The sequence below is a fragment of the Sphingomonas sp. FW306-1B-B10E genome (genome assembly GCF_058782005.1).
The window spans coordinates 70,035-87,700 of sequence record NZ_JBYSXG010000007.1 but is presented as its reverse complement, the minus strand read 5'-3'; the positions used below and the strand labels follow the sequence as shown (position 1 = coordinate 87,700).

The 17,666-nt window shown below is 63.2% G+C and carries 11 protein-coding genes; 4 read left to right on the top strand and 7 right to left on the bottom strand.

Going from position 1 to position 17,666, the window contains the following annotated elements:
- Nucleotides 1–43 precede the first annotated feature (43 nt).
- A complete protein-coding gene (locus tag AC3WJI_RS04590; RefSeq protein WP_492756068.1) occupies nt 44–967 on the top strand; it encodes a HEPN domain-containing protein in 924 nt (307 codons plus the stop codon).
- Nucleotides 968–1,111: 144 nt separating this feature from the next.
- Here AC3WJI_RS04590 and AC3WJI_RS04585 read toward each other — a convergent pair whose 3' ends face one another.
- The 7 genes from AC3WJI_RS04585 to AC3WJI_RS04555 form a co-directional block, all read right to left on the bottom strand.
- Nucleotides 1,112–2,617, bottom strand: a complete 1,506-nt coding sequence (locus tag AC3WJI_RS04585) for an argonaute/piwi family protein (RefSeq protein WP_492756067.1) — start codon at nt 2,615–2,617, stop codon at nt 1,112–1,114.
- Nucleotides 2,614–4,434 (bottom strand): toll/interleukin-1 receptor domain-containing protein, encoded by a 1,821-nt coding sequence (locus AC3WJI_RS04580; protein ID WP_492756066.1) that lies wholly within the window; start codon nt 4,432–4,434, stop codon nt 2,614–2,616. Before AC3WJI_RS04580 ends, AC3WJI_RS04585 begins: the two co-directional genes overlap by 4 nt.
- A 133-nt stretch (nt 4,435–4,567) precedes the next feature.
- Entirely contained in the window at nt 4,568–6,211 is a 1,644-nt protein-coding gene (locus tag AC3WJI_RS04575) for an anti-phage dCTP deaminase (RefSeq protein WP_492756065.1), read from the bottom strand.
- Nucleotides 6,212–6,406: 195 nt separating this feature from the next.
- Nucleotides 6,407–7,642 carry a DNA cytosine methyltransferase gene (locus tag AC3WJI_RS04570; protein ID WP_492756064.1) on the bottom strand — a complete coding sequence of 412 codons (1,236 nt, stop codon included), beginning with the start codon at nt 7,640–7,642 and terminating at the stop codon, nt 6,407–6,409.
- A gap of 5 nt (nt 7,643–7,647) precedes the next feature.
- The gene (locus tag AC3WJI_RS04565; RefSeq protein ID WP_492756063.1) at nt 7,648–8,847 is read right to left on the bottom strand and encodes a hypothetical protein; all 1,200 of its coding nucleotides are present in this window, start codon (nt 8,845–8,847) and stop codon (nt 7,648–7,650) included.
- 40 nt (nt 8,848–8,887) lie between these two features.
- Nucleotides 8,888–10,420: an ATP-binding protein gene (locus AC3WJI_RS04560; protein ID WP_492756062.1), complete on the bottom strand. Its 1,533-nt coding sequence runs from the start codon at nt 10,418–10,420 to the stop codon at nt 8,888–8,890.
- Nucleotides 10,413–11,705: a DNA cytosine methyltransferase gene (locus AC3WJI_RS04555; protein WP_492756061.1), complete on the bottom strand. Its 1,293-nt coding sequence runs from the start codon at nt 11,703–11,705 to the stop codon at nt 10,413–10,415. The genes AC3WJI_RS04560 and AC3WJI_RS04555 overlap by 8 nt, the downstream gene beginning before the upstream one ends.
- Before the next feature lie 185 nt (nt 11,706–11,890).
- On the opposite strand from AC3WJI_RS04555, the gene AC3WJI_RS04550 reads away from it, so the two are divergent.
- From AC3WJI_RS04550 to AC3WJI_RS04540, 3 genes are read left to right on the top strand one after another with little or no spacing between them, the layout of a single operon-like run.
- Nucleotides 11,891–13,687, top strand: coding sequence for a DUF262 domain-containing protein (locus tag AC3WJI_RS04550; protein ID WP_492756060.1), 1,797 nt, complete (start codon nt 11,891–11,893; stop codon nt 13,685–13,687).
- Nucleotides 13,680–16,502, top strand: coding sequence for a Z1 domain-containing protein (locus tag AC3WJI_RS04545; protein ID WP_492756059.1), 2,823 nt, complete (start codon nt 13,680–13,682; stop codon nt 16,500–16,502). Before AC3WJI_RS04550 ends, AC3WJI_RS04545 begins: the two co-directional genes overlap by 8 nt.
- On the top strand, nt 16,502–17,557 hold the full coding sequence (locus tag AC3WJI_RS04540) for a PD-(D/E)XK motif protein (RefSeq protein ID WP_492756058.1): 1,056 nt from the start codon (nt 16,502–16,504) through the stop codon (nt 17,555–17,557). The genes AC3WJI_RS04545 and AC3WJI_RS04540 overlap by 1 nt, the downstream gene beginning before the upstream one ends.
- Nucleotides 17,558–17,666 lie beyond the last annotated feature (109 nt).

Genomic DNA, 17,666 nt, shown 5'->3' with positions numbered 1-17,666 from the left:
TCCGGCGGTTGCATCGCCGCCCCGGCGCTCTAGGATTCCTCCGATGCGCACCGATCTCGATCATCTGCCAGCCGGCAAGCAGCGCGAACTCGAGCGCGTGGTGCAGATCCTGTTCGAGGAATTCCGCGACGCGACTGCGACCGCCACGGTCGACTGGAAGCGCCAGGCGCGCATCCTCAAGGTCATTCTCTACGGGAGCTATGCGCGCGGTGGCTGGGTCGACGAGCCGCATACCGCCAAGGGCTATCAGTCCGACTTCGACCTGTTGATCGTCGTCAATCACGAGAAGCTTACCGACCGCGCCGCCTTCTGGTCCACGGCCGAAGACCGGTTGAATCGCGAACTGGCGGTCACCAAGACGCTGCGCACGCCGGTCAACTTCATCGTCCATACCCTGCATGAGGTGAACGACGGGCTGGCCCACGGCCGCTACTTCTTCATGGACGTCGCCCGCGATGGGATCGCGCTGTACGAGAGTGACGGCACCGAGTTGCACGAGCCCAAGCCGAAGACGCCACAACAGGCGCTGTTGATGGCGCAGGAGTATTTTACCGAGTGGTTCCCGGCATCGATGCAGCGCTTCGAACTTGCCAAGCTGAGTATGGAACGAGGGTTTCTAAAGCCAGCGGCGTTCGACCTCCATCAGACTTCTGAATTTCTATACCACTGCGTCCTGCTGGTGTGCACCTTCTACACGCCACACGTTCACAACCTCGGCTTTCTGCGGACGCGGGCGGAACGGATTGATCCTCGCTTGATCGATGCTTGGCCGCGCGACACGCGCGCCGATCGCGGGCGCTTCGAAAAGCTGAAAGAAGCGTACGTGAAGGCGCGCTATTCGAAACATTATCGAATCAGCGCCGAGGAGTTGGCTTGGCTCGCCGACCGGATCGAAGAATTAGGTCGCGTTGTTCAGGTGATTTGCGAAGAGCATCTCGCTGACCTTGAGCGAACCGTGGCCGCGTAGGCAGCATCAATCGAGGCAGCTTTGCGCCCGACCTTTCGCCGTTCGACTGCGATCCTCTCGGCCGAAAGCCGAGTTCAACTTATGCCGGCTCCGGGAAGTTGCGGTCGGTCTGCCCGCGCGCCGCACGATATCGATTTTGGCCTGCTATATATAATGCCTGAAAGGAAGCGGCGGCAGTGCCCCCACCGGGCCTGCCGTAAGAATTTCCCCTACAGAATCCGCGAAGCGTAGTGTCACGGGAAGGCCGTCGCCATAAATGCAGGCGTTGAAATTCACCTTGGTGAGACCAAGCACATCCTTGCAGACTTGGATAATATCGCCTTCCCCGCGTGTGATCTCGATCGACAGCGGGTTGGGCACTTCACGCCCTGCATAAGTATTCAACGCAGCGACAAATCCGGATGACCATAAATAAGCGGTTCGCTCATCCACCTGCAACGTCGTGCCCCGCAGAACTGGGGTTCGTCCAGACCGAAAGAGCTTCACGTCGCTTGACCGCGCAATGCGGACGCCAACCAGCTTCACATCATCGGGCAGCGCGGATGTGAAGCCATCCCACTCATCGACATTGAACCGCGTTCGGGCATGCAGAAAAACCTCTTTTGGCGGCTTTCCATTCTCTGAAACATATTCCTCGATAACCGACGTCATCAGTTCCGCCGCGCCATCGCGACTGAGATGAAACTCCTTGCGTTCAGGGTGCCACTTTCCAATCGCGCCTTTGAATACAAGGCCGTCGCCGGAATTCAGGAACATTTGCGCGCCGCAGCAGGCGCTCGTACCCGTTGGGTCCTGGGCGTCCTTCTTATAGACTATGCCGATATAACAAACGCCCTCTCGCACCGCGTGCAGCTTCCAGGGTCGTCCGCCGGCCTTAAAATAGGATGTCGTGGTCAAATTCCACGCGAGGGTCGCTGGATCCTGCAAGCGGCGGCTGTTCCGCGCAAACAGGGCGGGCGCCTCGAGGGAGCTTTCGCGAACGATCTGAACGACCGCCTTTGTGTCGAGGAGGCGCGCCTTTAGTTGGTTATGGAAATCGAGATCATAGGCATAGACCTTGGCCTCATCCATATCTTCGGAAAACAGGGAAGGCTGAGAGCGAAGCCTCCGCGCGATCCGCGCGTCGATCCGCCTCTCTATGCGCTCTCTTTCCGCGAACGGGATGCGGGATTGGGGCCGCCCTAAAACATAGACTTCTTCTGGGATGACAACAAACCACAGGTCGACATCGACATCGTCTTGCCGCGTCTTTTTCCGGATAGCGCCCTCGAAGAGAGAAACAGCTTCATAAATACCCACGTGGCGATCCGAAATCCGAAGCGCCTTTGAGATATCGCTGGTCGAGATTGGAAGTTCGGCCATCGGCTGCAGCGGCCAGGGGGTTCGGAAAACCGCTTCGAAGCCCGGATAGCCAATCTGGTGCAGAGCATCCTCGCGGGCGGCCGGAATGAAGCCGTTTATGGATTTCACCCACTGCTTGTAGAGTTCGATGCCAGTCGGCGTACCAACTACGCCGACGCGCATCGACGCCGGGCGTCGCTCGTCGAGCGGACCGAAGAGAAACAGGCCCTGCTTCGGGTCATCCAATGTCTGACTATAGCCAAATTCGAGGAGGGGCTCCGCATGGTGACCGACGATGATGCCCGTCATTGCTCGCGGCCCTGCAAATCAAAGGCAAGCGTAAGGCCGACCTCCTCTTCATCGATGTCCGGATCTTCCTCGTCACCCGTCGAGGATTCCTCAATCAAGATCGAGGTCTCCGGATCCAGAGGCGAGACCGGGCATTCAAAATCGATCATGGTGGGTGACAGCCCTATTCCACCGCCGCCGGCGTCCAGGCCGATTTCGTCAGCACCTTCTGACAGGAAGAAAAGGAAGGCGGCGATCAGGTCGCGCCATCGATCGTTCCACCAACTCTTGCAGAAACCGCGTCGTAAGGCGTGCATGCGAGCCGCGCTGTCGAGCGGTGTGATCCCATCTTCCGAGAAGATGACATGCGGCTTGATTACCAGCGTTTCGGGATGGTTTGGGAGGGGCCTTAGCTCTGCTGCAAAATGCCAGAAAACGCTTCGCTTCTGACTAAAGCCTACAAGGGCCTTCGTTCGCTTTTTACCCTCGCGATCTATGAACGGCGCTTTGTTACCCTCCAGTTGGCCGTTTTTCAGAAACCAGCAGTTCGCACCCGACGCCAAAGCAAAGGCAGACAGATTCCTTTGCCGGGCGGTCCGGGCCCAGGCCTGGCGCACAAGATTAGAGACCATTCGTTGCGCAATATGGGATTTGAGGGTCGGAATTTGATTCCATCGACCTTTGAGAAACTCGCTCGTTGCAACGGCTCCGGACGAGTTGGCATTGATCCCCATCAATGCTGCCGACAGCGCTGCGGTGGGCGCGAAGGAGAGGAGCAGGTCTCCGAACTGCACATAGGGGAGTTGAAGCGTTTTCGTATAATCGCCGATCCGATTGGCCGGGACGGGAAGCGTCGAGGCGTAGACCGCCGACGGCCAGCGCCGCACTTGGAGCCAATTGACCGATACCGGATCCGCTCGATCGGTCACGCCTAATTTGCTTTGAAGTCGATCGTGGATAATCTTGCCCACATTCGAGGCAATATCTTTCACGTCCGACGGCACGCGGTCGCCTTCGAGCACTTTGAGCAACTGCGAGAGCCCCGCCGCCCAATTTCCATGAAAATCGAGGATATTGCGGCGCTGCAGGTTGGCGCGAAAGTCGAGAAAATTGGTCTCATCAATCCGAAGCGGAATGACAAAATTGGTGAGACCAAAATTGCGCTCGATCGAGAGGGCAAGGGCGATCTCGTCGAGCACGCCCGGCCGCGTCTGGGCGAGACCGCTGGCGGCGACGATTACCTTAGCCGCGCGGTTTCGTATAATGTCTTCTATCGTGTCCCAAAAGAGCTCGCCACCGCCTAGGCGCTCGAAATCGGTCCAGACCTCATATCCGCTGAGCGTGAGTTGCGTGGAAAGCCAGCTCGCAAAGGGATTGTCATTCGGCGTAGCGTGGCTGATGAAGACAATCGATCTGCTACCCGAGATCGGCGCGCTTCGCACGGCGGGAACGCGTATAGTCTGCCAGCCGGCTGGGTTAGCTTGATCCAGGATGGCGGCGAATGCATCCGTGAAAGCCGCGGCCGAGCCTTTGGTGTCAAGAAGGACCGCGACTGGTCCCTTTACAGCGGTGTCCGATTTGAAGACGCGTTCCAGCACCGCCCGCGCCAATGGCTCGGGTGCCCCCGCATTTTGCCGCATGTGCGCCGGTCCGATCAGGGCCCCCACATCGTGATATTTGGCGCCTGCCTTCTCAAAGATCGAAAAGACAAGTTTTCGGTTGAGCGTTCCGATGTCAAAGCGCGGGACGACGCGCAAATCTATGATGCGCGTCGGCTTTGATGAAATAATCAGCGATAAAAGCTCGGCCTCTTCGACGGCAGCGAAGTCGACGAACATCAGAATATTTGGATCACTCGTCGCAAATAGCGATCGGTCACCCGCCAGCGACTCAAAGGCTTCGGGCGCATGCTCAACCGGACGGGGAGCCGTCTCAACAATTCTGAGGTGTTTCGGGGGCGTTTTGGACAATTCAGCTCTCGGCCAGTTTGGCTTCAAGGTCAGAATAGCTCACCGCGCGCAAATGCCACGGCGTGCCCCAATCCGGTTCGCCCTGCTGTAACTGCCCGAACAGCGGATTCTTAAGGTCGCGATCCTTCATAAATGCCCGTCGATACATGCGGGGTGCCACGCCGACGAAGGGGCGGAACAGCACGCGCTTGCCAGCGCGGCTCGGCGGCGACCAGTTCTTGACGCTGACCTGGATGGAATCGGCGTGCAGATCGATCGCTCGGCTCTTGGGATAGGGTTCGATAAACTGGACTTCATCCACGCCGGCGCTGACGATGTGTCGCGCGCAATAATGACAAGGATAGGTTGTTACAAAGAGGCGGCAGCCTACCGTTGTTATGCCTTCACGGCCTGCGGAAAGCAGGGCGTCCATTTCCGCATGCACGGCCCGGCTGAATTCCAGAAGATCCCCTACACCGCTGGAGCGCAATTCTAGGAGCAGCTTCTGCTTTCGTATTCCATCCGTTGCCTTGAGTTCCGGTATTTCCTCGATGAATCGCTCAATCAGAGAGTTTTGCTCCCTAGTGCTACTGCAAAAAGGGCCAGATCCATTCAAATTCCGATAGGCGCATCGGTGATCGTCGACGTGGTCCGTATGGTCGGTGTCGAAAGTTTCGCCATAGACGCCGCCGCCGGCGCGGGGGACCTCATTCGTACCGGTTGAGACGACATTGCCCGTGCTGTCCACCAACGCCGCGCCGACCTGTCGGGACAGGCACGCGCTTCTGAGACCCGCCCCATAGGCATGATGCATCGCGGTTTCTTCGGTCGATGGTCGGACGATTTCCGAATGGCTGACGATTTTGACCAGTCTGGAGAGATGGTCGTTCACGTTCCAATCGGGATTTGCGGCGCCGCCATCCGTGGTTCGATCAGGTGTGTTGTCGATAAAGAAGTCCGAGAGATGAAATGCGTCCGTGACACGCTGGCCAAATCTTGAAGCGGCCTTAGCGTCGCGTTTCATCAAATCCTCGCCGTCCGTCCTTCCGGCATTCTTATATTTCTCCATGATGCGCTGGAGGCGGACCTTTTCATCGCACACAACGCCGATCAGGACGAACGCATCCTGATAAACATGCCGCAGCAAATCCACCTCGGCCGGGTTCCGTATCGCATCCAAGATGTAGGCTCTACGTTTGCCGTCGGGGGCAATCGCCACGCCCGCTTGCAATTCACTCCCAATCTTGTGTGCGCGCGTGGACCGTATTCTTTTGACAAGAGCCCGTGCCACGGCGGACGCATCATTTGATGCTACGCGCATCTTGTCGCCAAGGTCTTGGAGGCTCTTGGTCGTCTCAAGATCGTTTCTGTCAGACGTCGGCAGAGCCTCACCTGCGTCCGTCGCCCACTGCTCGATCTCATATCGGGCTTTCAAGACCTCGGCCTCGTAGGGACCACCGGGTAGATCAGCTTCTTCAAGCAGGTTGTGAAGGGCTTCCGCAATTTCGCTTGTGCCCGACCCGACATGCCCGACGACCGCCACGATCAACTCATTCGCCGCCGCTTCCAACACGATGTCGCGCGACGGCTTGGCGGATATAGTTGCGTGTTGGGCTGCCCCGACAGCGGATGGGGATGTTTTGGCCATCCAGATGTCATCGCGCACGCCTGCTAACCTATCAAGAGCGGAACTCTAGTTCCGTGGATTTCTGCGCACCGAGAGGGAACCCTGAATGATCGCAATGTCAGCGCTTACAAACTTCGCTGAATTTCATTGCAATGTCTACTTCGCAGGGAGTTGTGCTTTAACTGCGCAGGCAGCAGACGGCTCTAAAACAGATATCAGCCTGTGCCTTAGTCGCTATTCGGCGGCCATTAGCGCTGACTTCTCACGCGTGCGTGCGCGATAGCCTTGTCCCGTGCCTGGATGGGCATCGTGCTCTCCGCGGAGGTTGAGTAAGTGCCTTGGCACCGGCTCAACCTGCTCCGGCGGTGGCGGCGGCGGCGCGACTGGAAGGGCGAGTTGCAATGCCTCACTCGCTCCGGCGTCGAGCAGTTGCCGGGCTATCTCGCGGGCGAGCACCTCACCAAGCAAGGATGGCACGGCGTTGCCGAGCTGCCGCTGTGCATCAGCGACTGAACCTTTGACAACGAAGTCATCGGGGAAGGTCTGAAGCCGCGCCATCTCACGCATGCTCAGCCGGCGGCTCGTCCAATGGAATGGACCGGTTGCGGGGCCGGGTTGCGCCTGAAGCGTCCACGAAGGCTGGTTCTTCGCGAGCTTCAGGAGAAAGGACCAGTAGCGCCGACGCCAGCCGAACAGCGGTTCGCCACCGCCGCGGTCGGTGTGCCAAAGATAGTTCTGCCCCTCTGGTATCGTGGGGAGCAGCGAAGCCCATTTGCCTTTGGCGCAAAGCGATGGATCGGTGGGAGCGATATCGTGGATCGCATCCCATGCAGTGCGATAGGCGGGGCGGTTGTCACCGGACACCGCGAACGTGGGATCGACATGGCTCGCCCTTGGAAACTCGAAGCTGCCGCCGTCCCGCGCACCAATCACGAACAGCCGCTTCCTCAGCTGCGGCACCCCGTGATCCGCTGCGTTGAGCACCGCGATCGACGCCTTGTAGCGCGTGCCATGCTCGGCGTTGATCCGTTCAAGTTCGGATTCGATGAGCTTGAGACCCTCGTCCTTCCCACGGAAGCCAAGCCCCTCGACATTCTCGAGCAAGAACGCCCTCGGCCGCGCCTCCGCCAGCACCCGCATGTACGCGCCGAGCGTGCCGGCGCGGGGGTCGGATAGCCGCTTGGCCTCGCCACTTGCCCAAAAGCCGGACTTGGAGAAGGGCTGGCATGGCGGCCCGCCGATCAGGACGTCGGCTTCCTCGGGCTTCAGGCCGGCTGTCGCGAGGATCTCATCGCTCGAGACCTGGGTGATGTCGCGGTCGATCACCGGCCAGTCCCGGTTCGCGCGCAGGGTCTCGACGCAGCGCGAGTCCAGCTCGAGCGCGACCGAAGTCTCGAATCCGGCGGCCTCGAAGCCGAGGTCCAGCCCTCCGGCGCCGGTGAACAGGCTGATGGCGCGAAGCTTTTTCATGCTCGCTACCCTAGCCGCGCCATTGCCGCTTCGAAAGCCGGTCGCGGATCGTTCGACCACCGTTCGTCGATTATAACATTGCTCGCCAGCTTGCCGTCGCAGGAGCGGTGCGGGTCGAGCGACCACGGCACGACATAGCGAAACTCCCAATTGGTCGTGATCGCGTGAAGACAGCCTGCGACGATGTCGAAGTCGAACGGCGCATAGTAGCGCGAGCAGGGATCGCCCTTAGCGGCCCGCGTCCTCTGAAAGTCGATTCGCGGCAGGTTGAGCCGCTTGGCGGGCACTCGCAGGACATTCTTGCACTCGATCGTGAGCGGCGGACCGCCGCGATAGCGAAGCCGGATGTCCGCGCCGCCTTCGATATCGAGCCGCTCGCAGTCGGAGACGTCGTCGACCTTGGCGAGCGTCGCGCGCAGATGCTCCTCGGCGACCCAGCCGCGCACCGCCATCTTCAGCCGCCGGGCGTTGGCGATCAGTTCGAGGACCGCGTCGGCGTCCATGTCGAGTTCGCGCAGCAGCGGGTGCAGCTCAGTAAGATCGAGCACGCCGGCATCGGCCGGCGCGCGCATCACGCCGGGCAGCATGTCCATGCGGTCGGCGAGCAGCTGGCGCTCGCCAGGCGCCATGCCATAGGCCGCGCGCTCGAAGCGGACGAGATCGAGGAAATGCTCCTGGCGTCCACCGACCAGCACCTCGACCGGTGGCGCCATGGGTCCGCGCGCGAGCTTGGACCGCTCCCATGCGTGCCAGCCCTTGCTGCGCACGGCCTCGACATGCTCGTCCTTGAACTCCAGGCGAATGAACATCCGCGTAGGGTTGTGCGCCTCGGGATCGGCCGAGACGAAGAAGCTCTCCTCGGGATCGATGCCGACGAGGATGGTGGTGAAGAGGCCGAGCGGGTCTTGATAGATTTGGTGGATGTTGTCCGGGCCGAACAGGCGCTTGTCGCCGTATTTGATCTGGAAGCTGCGCTCGTCGGCGGGGCGGTTGCGCGTGGGCGTTCGGGTCGCGCGAAAGGCGTAGGCGATGATGCCCATCCGCGCGCCATCCGGCCCTTCGAAGCTGATCACGCTGGGCGCCTGATTGGCGGGCGAGACATGGAGCACGCGGCAGCCCGACTGCTCTAGGCCGCGCACCATGAAGTCGATGAGCGGCGCCTTGCTCGCAGCGCTCGCGCGGTAGAGGGGAAGGCCGGGAACCATCGTTGCCGTCGTGCCGCGCCGCGACGCGGGCGGCAAGTGCCTAGCGCTCGGCCAGTTCGGTCAGCAGCAGTTCGTTGAGCGAGCTGCGGATCCGGCCCGAGTAGCGCACGCCGTCCTCCTGCGCGATCACCTCCGCGATGGCGAGCCCCGTGGCGAGCCGCGCGACGCCCTCGTTGATCGTGCCGGCATCCTCGACGAACGCTTCGGAGAACGGGTGCCGCATGGAGAGTCGAACCTGCAGCTGACGCGCTCCGTCTCGCCGCGGCGCTGTGCTGACCGCGAGCCAATCCTCATCGCCGCCGTCATAGTCGAGCGCGAGATCGACATCCCAGCGCTCGCCGCCAAGCTCGATCTGCGTGCGCCGCCAGCCGCTTCCATGCTCGACGGCCACCGCTGCCGGCGTGACGCGCGACGGCTTGCGGATCGTGCGCGGCCGAGGCGCCTCCACCGGCGGGGCCGTGGCGAGGCTCGGCTCAGGTGCCGAGGCAGGCTCCGGCGGCGCCCTGCGCTCCTGATCGCCGGCGCGCCAGTTCTGCGCCTGATCCAGGAGCGGCATGCTAGCCCGCGCGAGATGCGCCTTGAGCTTGCTGATCAGTTCCTCCTCAGCCTCATCCCAGCGCACGCCATCCTTGGTGTGGCTGACGGTGAAGCCGATCAGGCTCAGTTCGCCGAACAGCCGCTGATAGGTGAACGAGTTAGAGGAGCCGAACAGCTCGCGTGGACGATAGGGCTCATCGCCGCTGCCCTCTATGACCCGGTCACGGCGAAGCAGCGCGAAGCCGGCGCGCGTGGTCGAGCCTTTGGCGCGAAGCGCCGCCCAGCCCTCCACCCGGCGGCCCCGATCCAGCTCCAGGCGGATCGGCACCCGCCATTCGCGAGGCGCCTCATTTGGGGTGCGCCAATAGGGCGCGACGAGCACCTCGGGCTGGTCGAAGGCGAGCGGCTCGCCGTCGAGCGTGATGACGACATCGCCCCGCGCCAGGAAACTGCGGTATAGGCTGCCAAGATGCTCCTTGATTTTGCCGAGCGTACGGCTGCGCGGCGCGCGCCGCAGGTCGCGCAGCACGATCTCGGTATAGTGTGCGTCGCGCGGCGCAGGGCTGCTCGTGACCTCGAGTTCCTCAGCGGTGCTCGCGACGATTGCCTCGATGTCGAACGAGACGGTGCGCTCGACCGGCTCGCCAAGCGCCGAGGTGCGCACGCTCCAGCGCGGCGAGAGCCAAGCCGCCGCGCTCTTCATGCCCATGCCGAACTCGGAAAGCCCCGTCGCGTCGAGCGGCGCCTCGGCGGGCCGGAACGCGCGCGCATACGCCGCGGCGGCGATGCCTGCCGCGTTATCGCGCACGACAATCTCACCCTGCTCGACGTCGATGTCGATGTCGATCGCGAGCGTGAAGGCCTTGCCCTCGACCTTGCGCAGGGCTGAGCGGCTCGCCTGATAGGACTGGATCGCGTTGTCGACGAACTCGGCCAGCGCGTACCATGGCTTGTAGTTGAGGTGCGGCAGCACGCTTAGCAGGCTCACGCCTGGCCGGATGCTGACGGTCTCGATATCCTGGATCATGCTAGCCATTGGCCACCAGCGACAAGCGTGGCGCCGTGCCCACCAGTTCGCGGGCTACGCGCTCGACGACGTGCGCATTCACGGCGTTGCCGAGCGCGCGGGTGGTTCCCGTGAAGGAGCGCGGCAACGTCTCCAGCTCGCCCATATCCTGCAGCCGCGCGCATTCGCGCGCGGTCATGTAGCGGCGCTCCCATCCGATGATCGGCACCTGCGAGGTGCTCGAGGCGATCAGCGCTGGCGCTGTCGTTGGCGACTTGGCGCGAATCCCCGAGCCGCGCATTTGGATTACGCTGTCCCACACGTCCGTGATTCCAGCATCGAAGTTCCATTCGAACTTCTGATAGCTCGGCTCGAGACCCTCCAGTTGCGGCAGCCAGCGGTCGATCCAGCTCCGATGCTCAGCATAGAGCTGACGGTTGAGATCGATGAAGCCCTTCTTCCAGCCGGGAAATGGCTTCACCCCTCGCGCATAGGGCGGGAGCGCAGCCTCGAGCGCGTCGTCCTCGAGGCCTTCGAGCGGCACGCCGAAGCTTCCGCGCCTATAGCGCGCCGCGCCGCGCGCGGCGAGCGGCGGCGTCGTGATGTAGGGATAGGTCGCGCCGAACTCGGCGGCCCAGACCGGAAAATGGGGCTTCCTGGCGTTCTTCGGATAGCGTCGAACAAAGTCGGCCCAGATCTCGATCGCCTGCTCGATCTTGGGCGAGATGCGCGCGCCGGGCTCGGGCGGCTCGAGCACCGAGCGGATGCTGGTCGGCGCGTCGTCCGGCTCCGGCCAGTTGAAGTTCGTCGCGGGATCGCGCGAGGCGACGATGAACAGCCGCTCGCGGATCTGCGGCACGCCAAAGCGGTGCGGCGAAAGCACCATCTTGCGCACGAAGGGGTAGCCCGCGTGGCGAAGCTCGCGGTCGAGCCAGCGCCAGGTGCGTCCACCATCGTGACGTTCGAAGTTCGCCACATTTTCCAAGATCACGTAGCGCGGCCGCCGCGCCTTGATCCAGGCGATGACCACGCTGGCGAGGTCGCCATTGCGCTCGCAGGCCAGGCCCGCCTGCGCGCCAGCCTTGGAGAATGGCTGGCACGGAAATCCACCGCAGAGCAGGTCGAAGTCCGGCACAGCCCGAGGATCGATCTCGCGGATGTCGCCGGCCGGCTCGATGCCGAAGTTCGATTTGTAGATCGCGCGCAGTTCGGGATCGATCTCCGAGGCGAGCACGCAATCATGGCCGAGCCGGGACAGCGCGAGATGGAAGCCGCCGAGACCGGCGAACAGGTCAACGAACCTGAGCTTCCCCACCTTCAGCGCACCCCCTTAACCGCAAACACGCGCGACGCACGTCGCGCTAGCATCTTCTCGACCAGTTGCTAGCCAATACGCAAGCGGGCATGAGCAAAATGGTGGAAATCAATGGTTGCGCTCGCAATTTCGAAGCGGCACCTCTGCGAGGCCTGCAGCGTGATCCACGCTTAAGGGAGGGGCATTTGGACGAGATCGAGTATGGCGATATCGCCACGCTGCTGAGCAGCCTATCACGGCGCCCGCAGTTGCCTGCAAACGTGTCGGCGCAGCCGCCGAGCGAGTTTAAATCCGAGGATGTCGGTTTTGAGGACAATAGCTGGCTCGCCCGCGTGGTCGATGTGCAAGGATGGCTGCGTCTCGAAGACGCGCTGAGGCCAGACGATCCCGAGCCAAAGATTGCCGAAACTCTCTTCGCGCAGCTGGCACAGGATTCCGATCAGTTGCGCTTTACCGTTACTGACGGCGTGGTTCGCATGACGGAGGCCGGCGTGCAGGCGCTAGAGACGCGCCTGACGCGCGCCGACGCGCGCAGCCGGCAATATTCGGATTCGATCGAGGAGGGCGCGACCCGAGCGACAGCGTCAGCAGAATGGGCGCACGAGTGGGATGAGCCTGAGGCGAGCGAGCCGCGCAACATCAACGCTAGCGTCGACACCTGGCCGATCGTCGAATTTGTCGGCCACGCGATGGACAATGAGCTTGATCTCGATCCGCCCTATCAGCGCGAGTATATTTGGTCGACGCCGGACTCGCAGAAGCTGATCGAGTCGGTGCTTTGCGGCATCCCGCTGCCATCGATCATCCTCGCGAGCGTCGCGGATGACGACAAGCTGCAGATCGTCGACGGCAAGCAGCGCCTGACCTCGCTGCTGCGCTTCGTCGGAGCCCACCCGAGCGCGATCGCCTACGCCAAGGAAAAGTCCGACCTCGAGCTGTTTCGGACCAACTTCCGAAGGTTCGCGAAGAAGCACCAACTCACGACCGACGACATGCGGACCTACTATATGCCGTTCAAGGCGCGCACCTACGACAGCGGGGACCCGCTTCGTCCCGTGTCGGGCAAGTTCTTCGACGAGATCAAGGACGTGCAGATCTCGATCGGCGGGAAGCCGACCACCGTCCGCAAGCTCTTCGAGTCGAACGCGTCCGTCTACCGCATTCCCATCCTCAAATATGAGGACACCGATGTGCGTGACATCCACAAGGTGTTCACGATCTACAACAAGCAGGGCGTCAAGCTGAACGCGGAGGAGATCCGCAACGCCGTCTACAACCACCTCAAGATCATGCAGTTGGTTCTGTACATCGGTGGCGATCGCCCTGACCCGGACATGGCGCGGTACGCGGTCGATGCGGGCATCGACCCTACGTTCGCATACTCGGTCATCAACGAGATGGGCTTCAGCACCACGCGATTCCGCCGGAGCAAGGTCCTGCTGTGGATGATCGCGACCCTGCTTCATCCGACCGGCACGCCTGGCCAGCTTCGCGCGCCATCGACCGCGACACATATCGACGGCTTCCTCGACGCAATCGAGCCGAAGGACGGCAAGCTGCAGCGGCTCAAGACCAACGCCACGCTCACTGTGCTGGCGCGCGCGCTGGTCGACGCGATCGAGCTTCATGCCGAGGCGGAGCAAGCCTGGCATCCACGCTTCCGCGGCAAGAAGGAGAATGGCAAGTGGGAGGAGCTGGGCGCGGTCGCGAGCCTCGGCTCGTGCCTGCTGCTCGTGCTGCTTGGAAAGCGTGACCTGCTGCTCGACAGAAGCGAGGATGTGCGCGCGCTGACCAGCACGAAGAAAGGTCCGGACAGCACGCAGAACAAGACCCAGTGGCAGCATATCTCAGACTCGCTGATCAGCATCATGGAGACGCTCGGCGTGACTCCCGAGGAGAGCAAGGCGGTCCTGGAGGAGCGCTTCGGCACTTCTGCCATCGATATCCTTGCCGAGCTGCGCACGCTGCAGGTTGATGGCTGAGAGCCCGGCTCTCGGCTCGGTCACGGTCGTGCCTGCGCGCGAGGGCGACGCCGACCTCGCGCAGCTGGCTGAAGGATGGTGGCCGCACTACCGCGCGGCTGCGGCGCGCCAGCTCTCGGCGTCCGCGATGGCGGTGCTCGAGGCTGACGCGCGCTTCATCGTCGACAAGGCGCTTCCAATGAGCGCCGAAAGCATCGACCCGAGCGCCTGGCCGGAGGATGGCGTCCGGACGGGGATGGTTATCGGATCAGTGCAGTCCGGCAAGACCGCGAGCATGCTCGGCGTCGCCAGCCTCGCGCTCGACCGGGGCGTCGATATCGTCGTGCTGCTGGCGGGCACGCGCGTCGGGCTGTGGCTGCAAACCTATCAGCGCATGCTCGAGCAGCTTGATGGATCAAGCTTCGAGACGGCGTATCAGCGCAACGCCGCGCGGCTGCTGCTGCCCCAGCCCGAGGACGTGCTGGGTGCCGAGCGCCTTGGACCGACCAGCTACCTCAAGCGCGCGCAGGCGACGCTCGCCGTGCGCGCGGGGCGGCCGATGCTCATCGTGGTGCCGAAGCTCGATGAGCATCTCAACCATCTCGCGCGGATGCTGAGCGCCGTGCTCGGCGACGCCGTGCTCGACGCGCGCGCGCGGCCCACTACGCTGCTCGTGCTCGACGACGAGGCCGATGACGCCTCGGTCCTCGATAGCGCCGCTTCGGAGAAGATCACGCCACGCTTCATCGCGGGACTGTGGAGCGGCAGCCACCGCAGTTCGACCAGCCGGCATCCCAAGCTGCGCGCGAGCTACGTCGCATATACCGCGACGCCGCAAGCCAACTATCTGCAGGAATCGCATAACCCGCTCGCGCCGCGGCAGTTCAGCGCCGCGCTTCGCGTGCCGGCACAAACTGGAGAGGTCGATCCGCGCCAGCTCACCTTCCGTGAGCCTAAAGGTCTGCTGGGCTATTATTGCGGCGGCGACCTCTATTATGAGCAGCTGGCGAGCCTCCCCGGTTCGCTCGCCAACGCCTATCCGTCCCCGGTGCAGGAGCCAGGCGAGACCGGCCAGGCATTCGCCGAGCGGCTCGCCCAGGTGCGGTGGGACATGATCGGCAGCGCGATGCGCCACTATCTTGTCGCTGGCGCCGCGCGCCTTCTGCTCGACCGCAAGCGGCTGAGCGCGGTCGAGGGCGCGGTGTTCAGCGCGCTCGAAGACCTCAGGGCGGCGCTGCCAAGCCCGCACACGATGATGTTTCATCCCTCCGCTCGCAAGGATGCGCACTTCCAGGCAGCCGAGGATCTGGCTCGCTGGTCGATGAGCGCCCCCGGCGGCGAGGCGGCGATCGAGCTGCCTGAGGACGCGGCTGGCGATCCAATCGTGCGGCTGGATCCAGAGGGCCTCAAGCGCCGCATCGGCCTCGAGGAGGACAAATGGCGAGACTGCCTAGCCAGCTTCGAGGAAAGCCGGCTGGCGCTCGCCGGCCTCCCCGGTGGCAGCTATCCGCCGACCGGCGCCGATCGATGGAACGAGGTTCGCTCGCTGCTCGAGGAGGAGGTGCTGCCCCGCGTGGCGATGCGTATCCTCAACAGCGATCCCAATGCGGACGACCGGCCCGCGTTCGAGCCGATGCTGGCGGCGGACGGATGGCGCGCGCCAGCAGACATCTTCACGATCTTCATCGCCGGAAACATCCTGTCGCGGGGCCTGACGGTCGAAGGGCTGGCGACGAGCCTCTTCCTGCGCAGCAGCAACGAGCCCGCCGCGGACACGCAGATGCAGATGCAGCGCTGGTTTGGCTATCGCGGCCCCTATCTGCCGTTCTGCCGGGTGCTGCTCCACGCCGATCAGCTCGCCCTGTTCCGCCAGTATAATCAGCGGGACAAGGCGCTGAAGTCCTTGGTCATCCAGCGCATGGCCATGCCCGACGAGACGCTGGAGGCGAGCACGCTGGTGCTCGAGGGCGAGAGCTTCGTCGCGACCAGCAAGGTAGACACGCGCAAGGCTCCATTGAGCCCGGGCGCGAGCCCGCAGATCAAGCTTGTCGAGCGTGCCGATGAGCGCCTTGCTGATGTCAATGTCGGAATCGCTCGCGATGCCTTGGCGAAGGGCCGCTGGAGCGAGATCGATTCGAACCGCGACCTCGGATTGATCCGGGACCAGCCGCTCAGCCTGCTCGAACTGGCCGACCTGCTCGACACCTTCCGCTACACCCGCCACGATCCCTGCCGCGACGAGGAGCTGAGCCGACGCTGGGTCAGCCTTCAGCACCTGCTAAGCGTCGACGAGCCGTTCTTTCGGCCGCCCGGAGACGCGCCCAAGCCCTATGCAGCCCAGCCGCGATCCTGCCCCTACTCGATCGCCGCCTATCTCCGGCTGTGGCACGCCATGACCCATGGTCATCACTCGCCCGGGTTTCACGCGACCGACAAGGCCGATCTCCCCTGGTCGCAGCTCGACGCTCGCAAGAGCCCGCGCTTCTACCTGGCGATCCGATCTGGCGAGCATCGCGCAACCGACGCGGTGCTACGCGATGCCGGGATCGGCTCCATGGAGCGGGCGCTTGGGCCGCTCGATCAGCTCAACACGCTCTGGGGCAGCCGGGGCTATGGCAGCGGCGGCTATCTTGGCGACCAGTTGATCGACTATCATCACCACAAGACACCTCCGATCCCACGGCTGCAAGGCGGACAGACATGGCGACCGCGCGGTCACCCGGGCCTTGCGCTTCTTCATCTGATCAAAGACCCAGATGGCGGTCCGGACATGGTCACGATCGGGCTTGGCTTGCCCGATGGGGGGCCTGATCATATTGCGGCACTGCGTCGCTGATGCCCGCCGCCCCTTCCTACGAGGTGCTGCGTGATCGGCTGGAGGCGCTCGGTGTACCCGAAGGCGAGGCGCGCGAACTGATCTGGATCGTGCCGGGCCGGCTGGGCGCCGCGGTGACGGCGGTCGGCGCGTTCGAGATCTTCCTGCTTGGACCGCAGCTTGAGGCGCGTTCCGCGACGGTAGCGGCAAGCCTCCAGCATGATCGCTGGAACCCAAGCGGCGGCGGGGCGGTCTTTGAGGCGAGCCGCGTCCTGCTCGGCTCCGACGCTCATTTTGCGGCTGTCGCAGCGCTGATAGCGACCGAGCTTGGCCGGCTCGATCTTTCGAGCGACGCGGCGCTCCAGCGCGCGTTCAACGAGGTCGAGCCCATCATCGAGCTGGCGATCCGTCGCGCCGCCTTGTCGAGCGAGACGATCCTTGGGCTGCTCGCTGAACTGCAGGTGCTGCGTACCCTGCTGCTGGCAAGCCCGCGAGACGAACGGTCGAGCAGGCTGCCAGCATGGCGTGGCTGGGCGCCCGGACGCGACTTCGCGATCGGTCCTCATGGCCTTGAGGTGAAAGCGACGCTGGGCGCCGCCTCGCGCCACAAGTTCAGCGGCGTTCATCAGCTTGAGCCCCAGCCCCTGCCGGATGGCGGGGTCGAGAAGCTTCACCTGCTGAGCGTCGGACTCGAGCTGGTCGAGCATGGCGGGCAGAGCTTGCCTGAGCTTGTCGATGACCTTTTGTCGATGCTCTCCGATGGAGGCGACGAGCGCACGCCCGTCCAGGCGCAGCTGCTCTCTATGATCGCGAGCTATGGTGGTCCTGGCGCGCCAAGCTACGAGCATGACGCGATGCGCGGCTGGAGCGTGTATCAGCAGCGCTACGCGCTGACCTTCACGCGCCTCTATGAGGTGGAGGATCCCGCGATGCGCCTGCTCGACCGCGGGCTGGTCGAACAGACCTTCGCGGCACCGGACAGCCTCACCTTCGAGCTCGCGCTTCCATCGATCGTGTCGGCGTTCAACCCGGCCCAGGATTGGCAAACTGAAATTGCGACGATGATCGCCGATTAGCGGGTGTTCACTCGAGACGCCGGTGATGGGAGCGTCCCATTAGACCGCATAGGCACCCGGTCCAAGACGCTCTCTCGAGACTGCTTCTATAGCTAAATAGCTCGCCTAT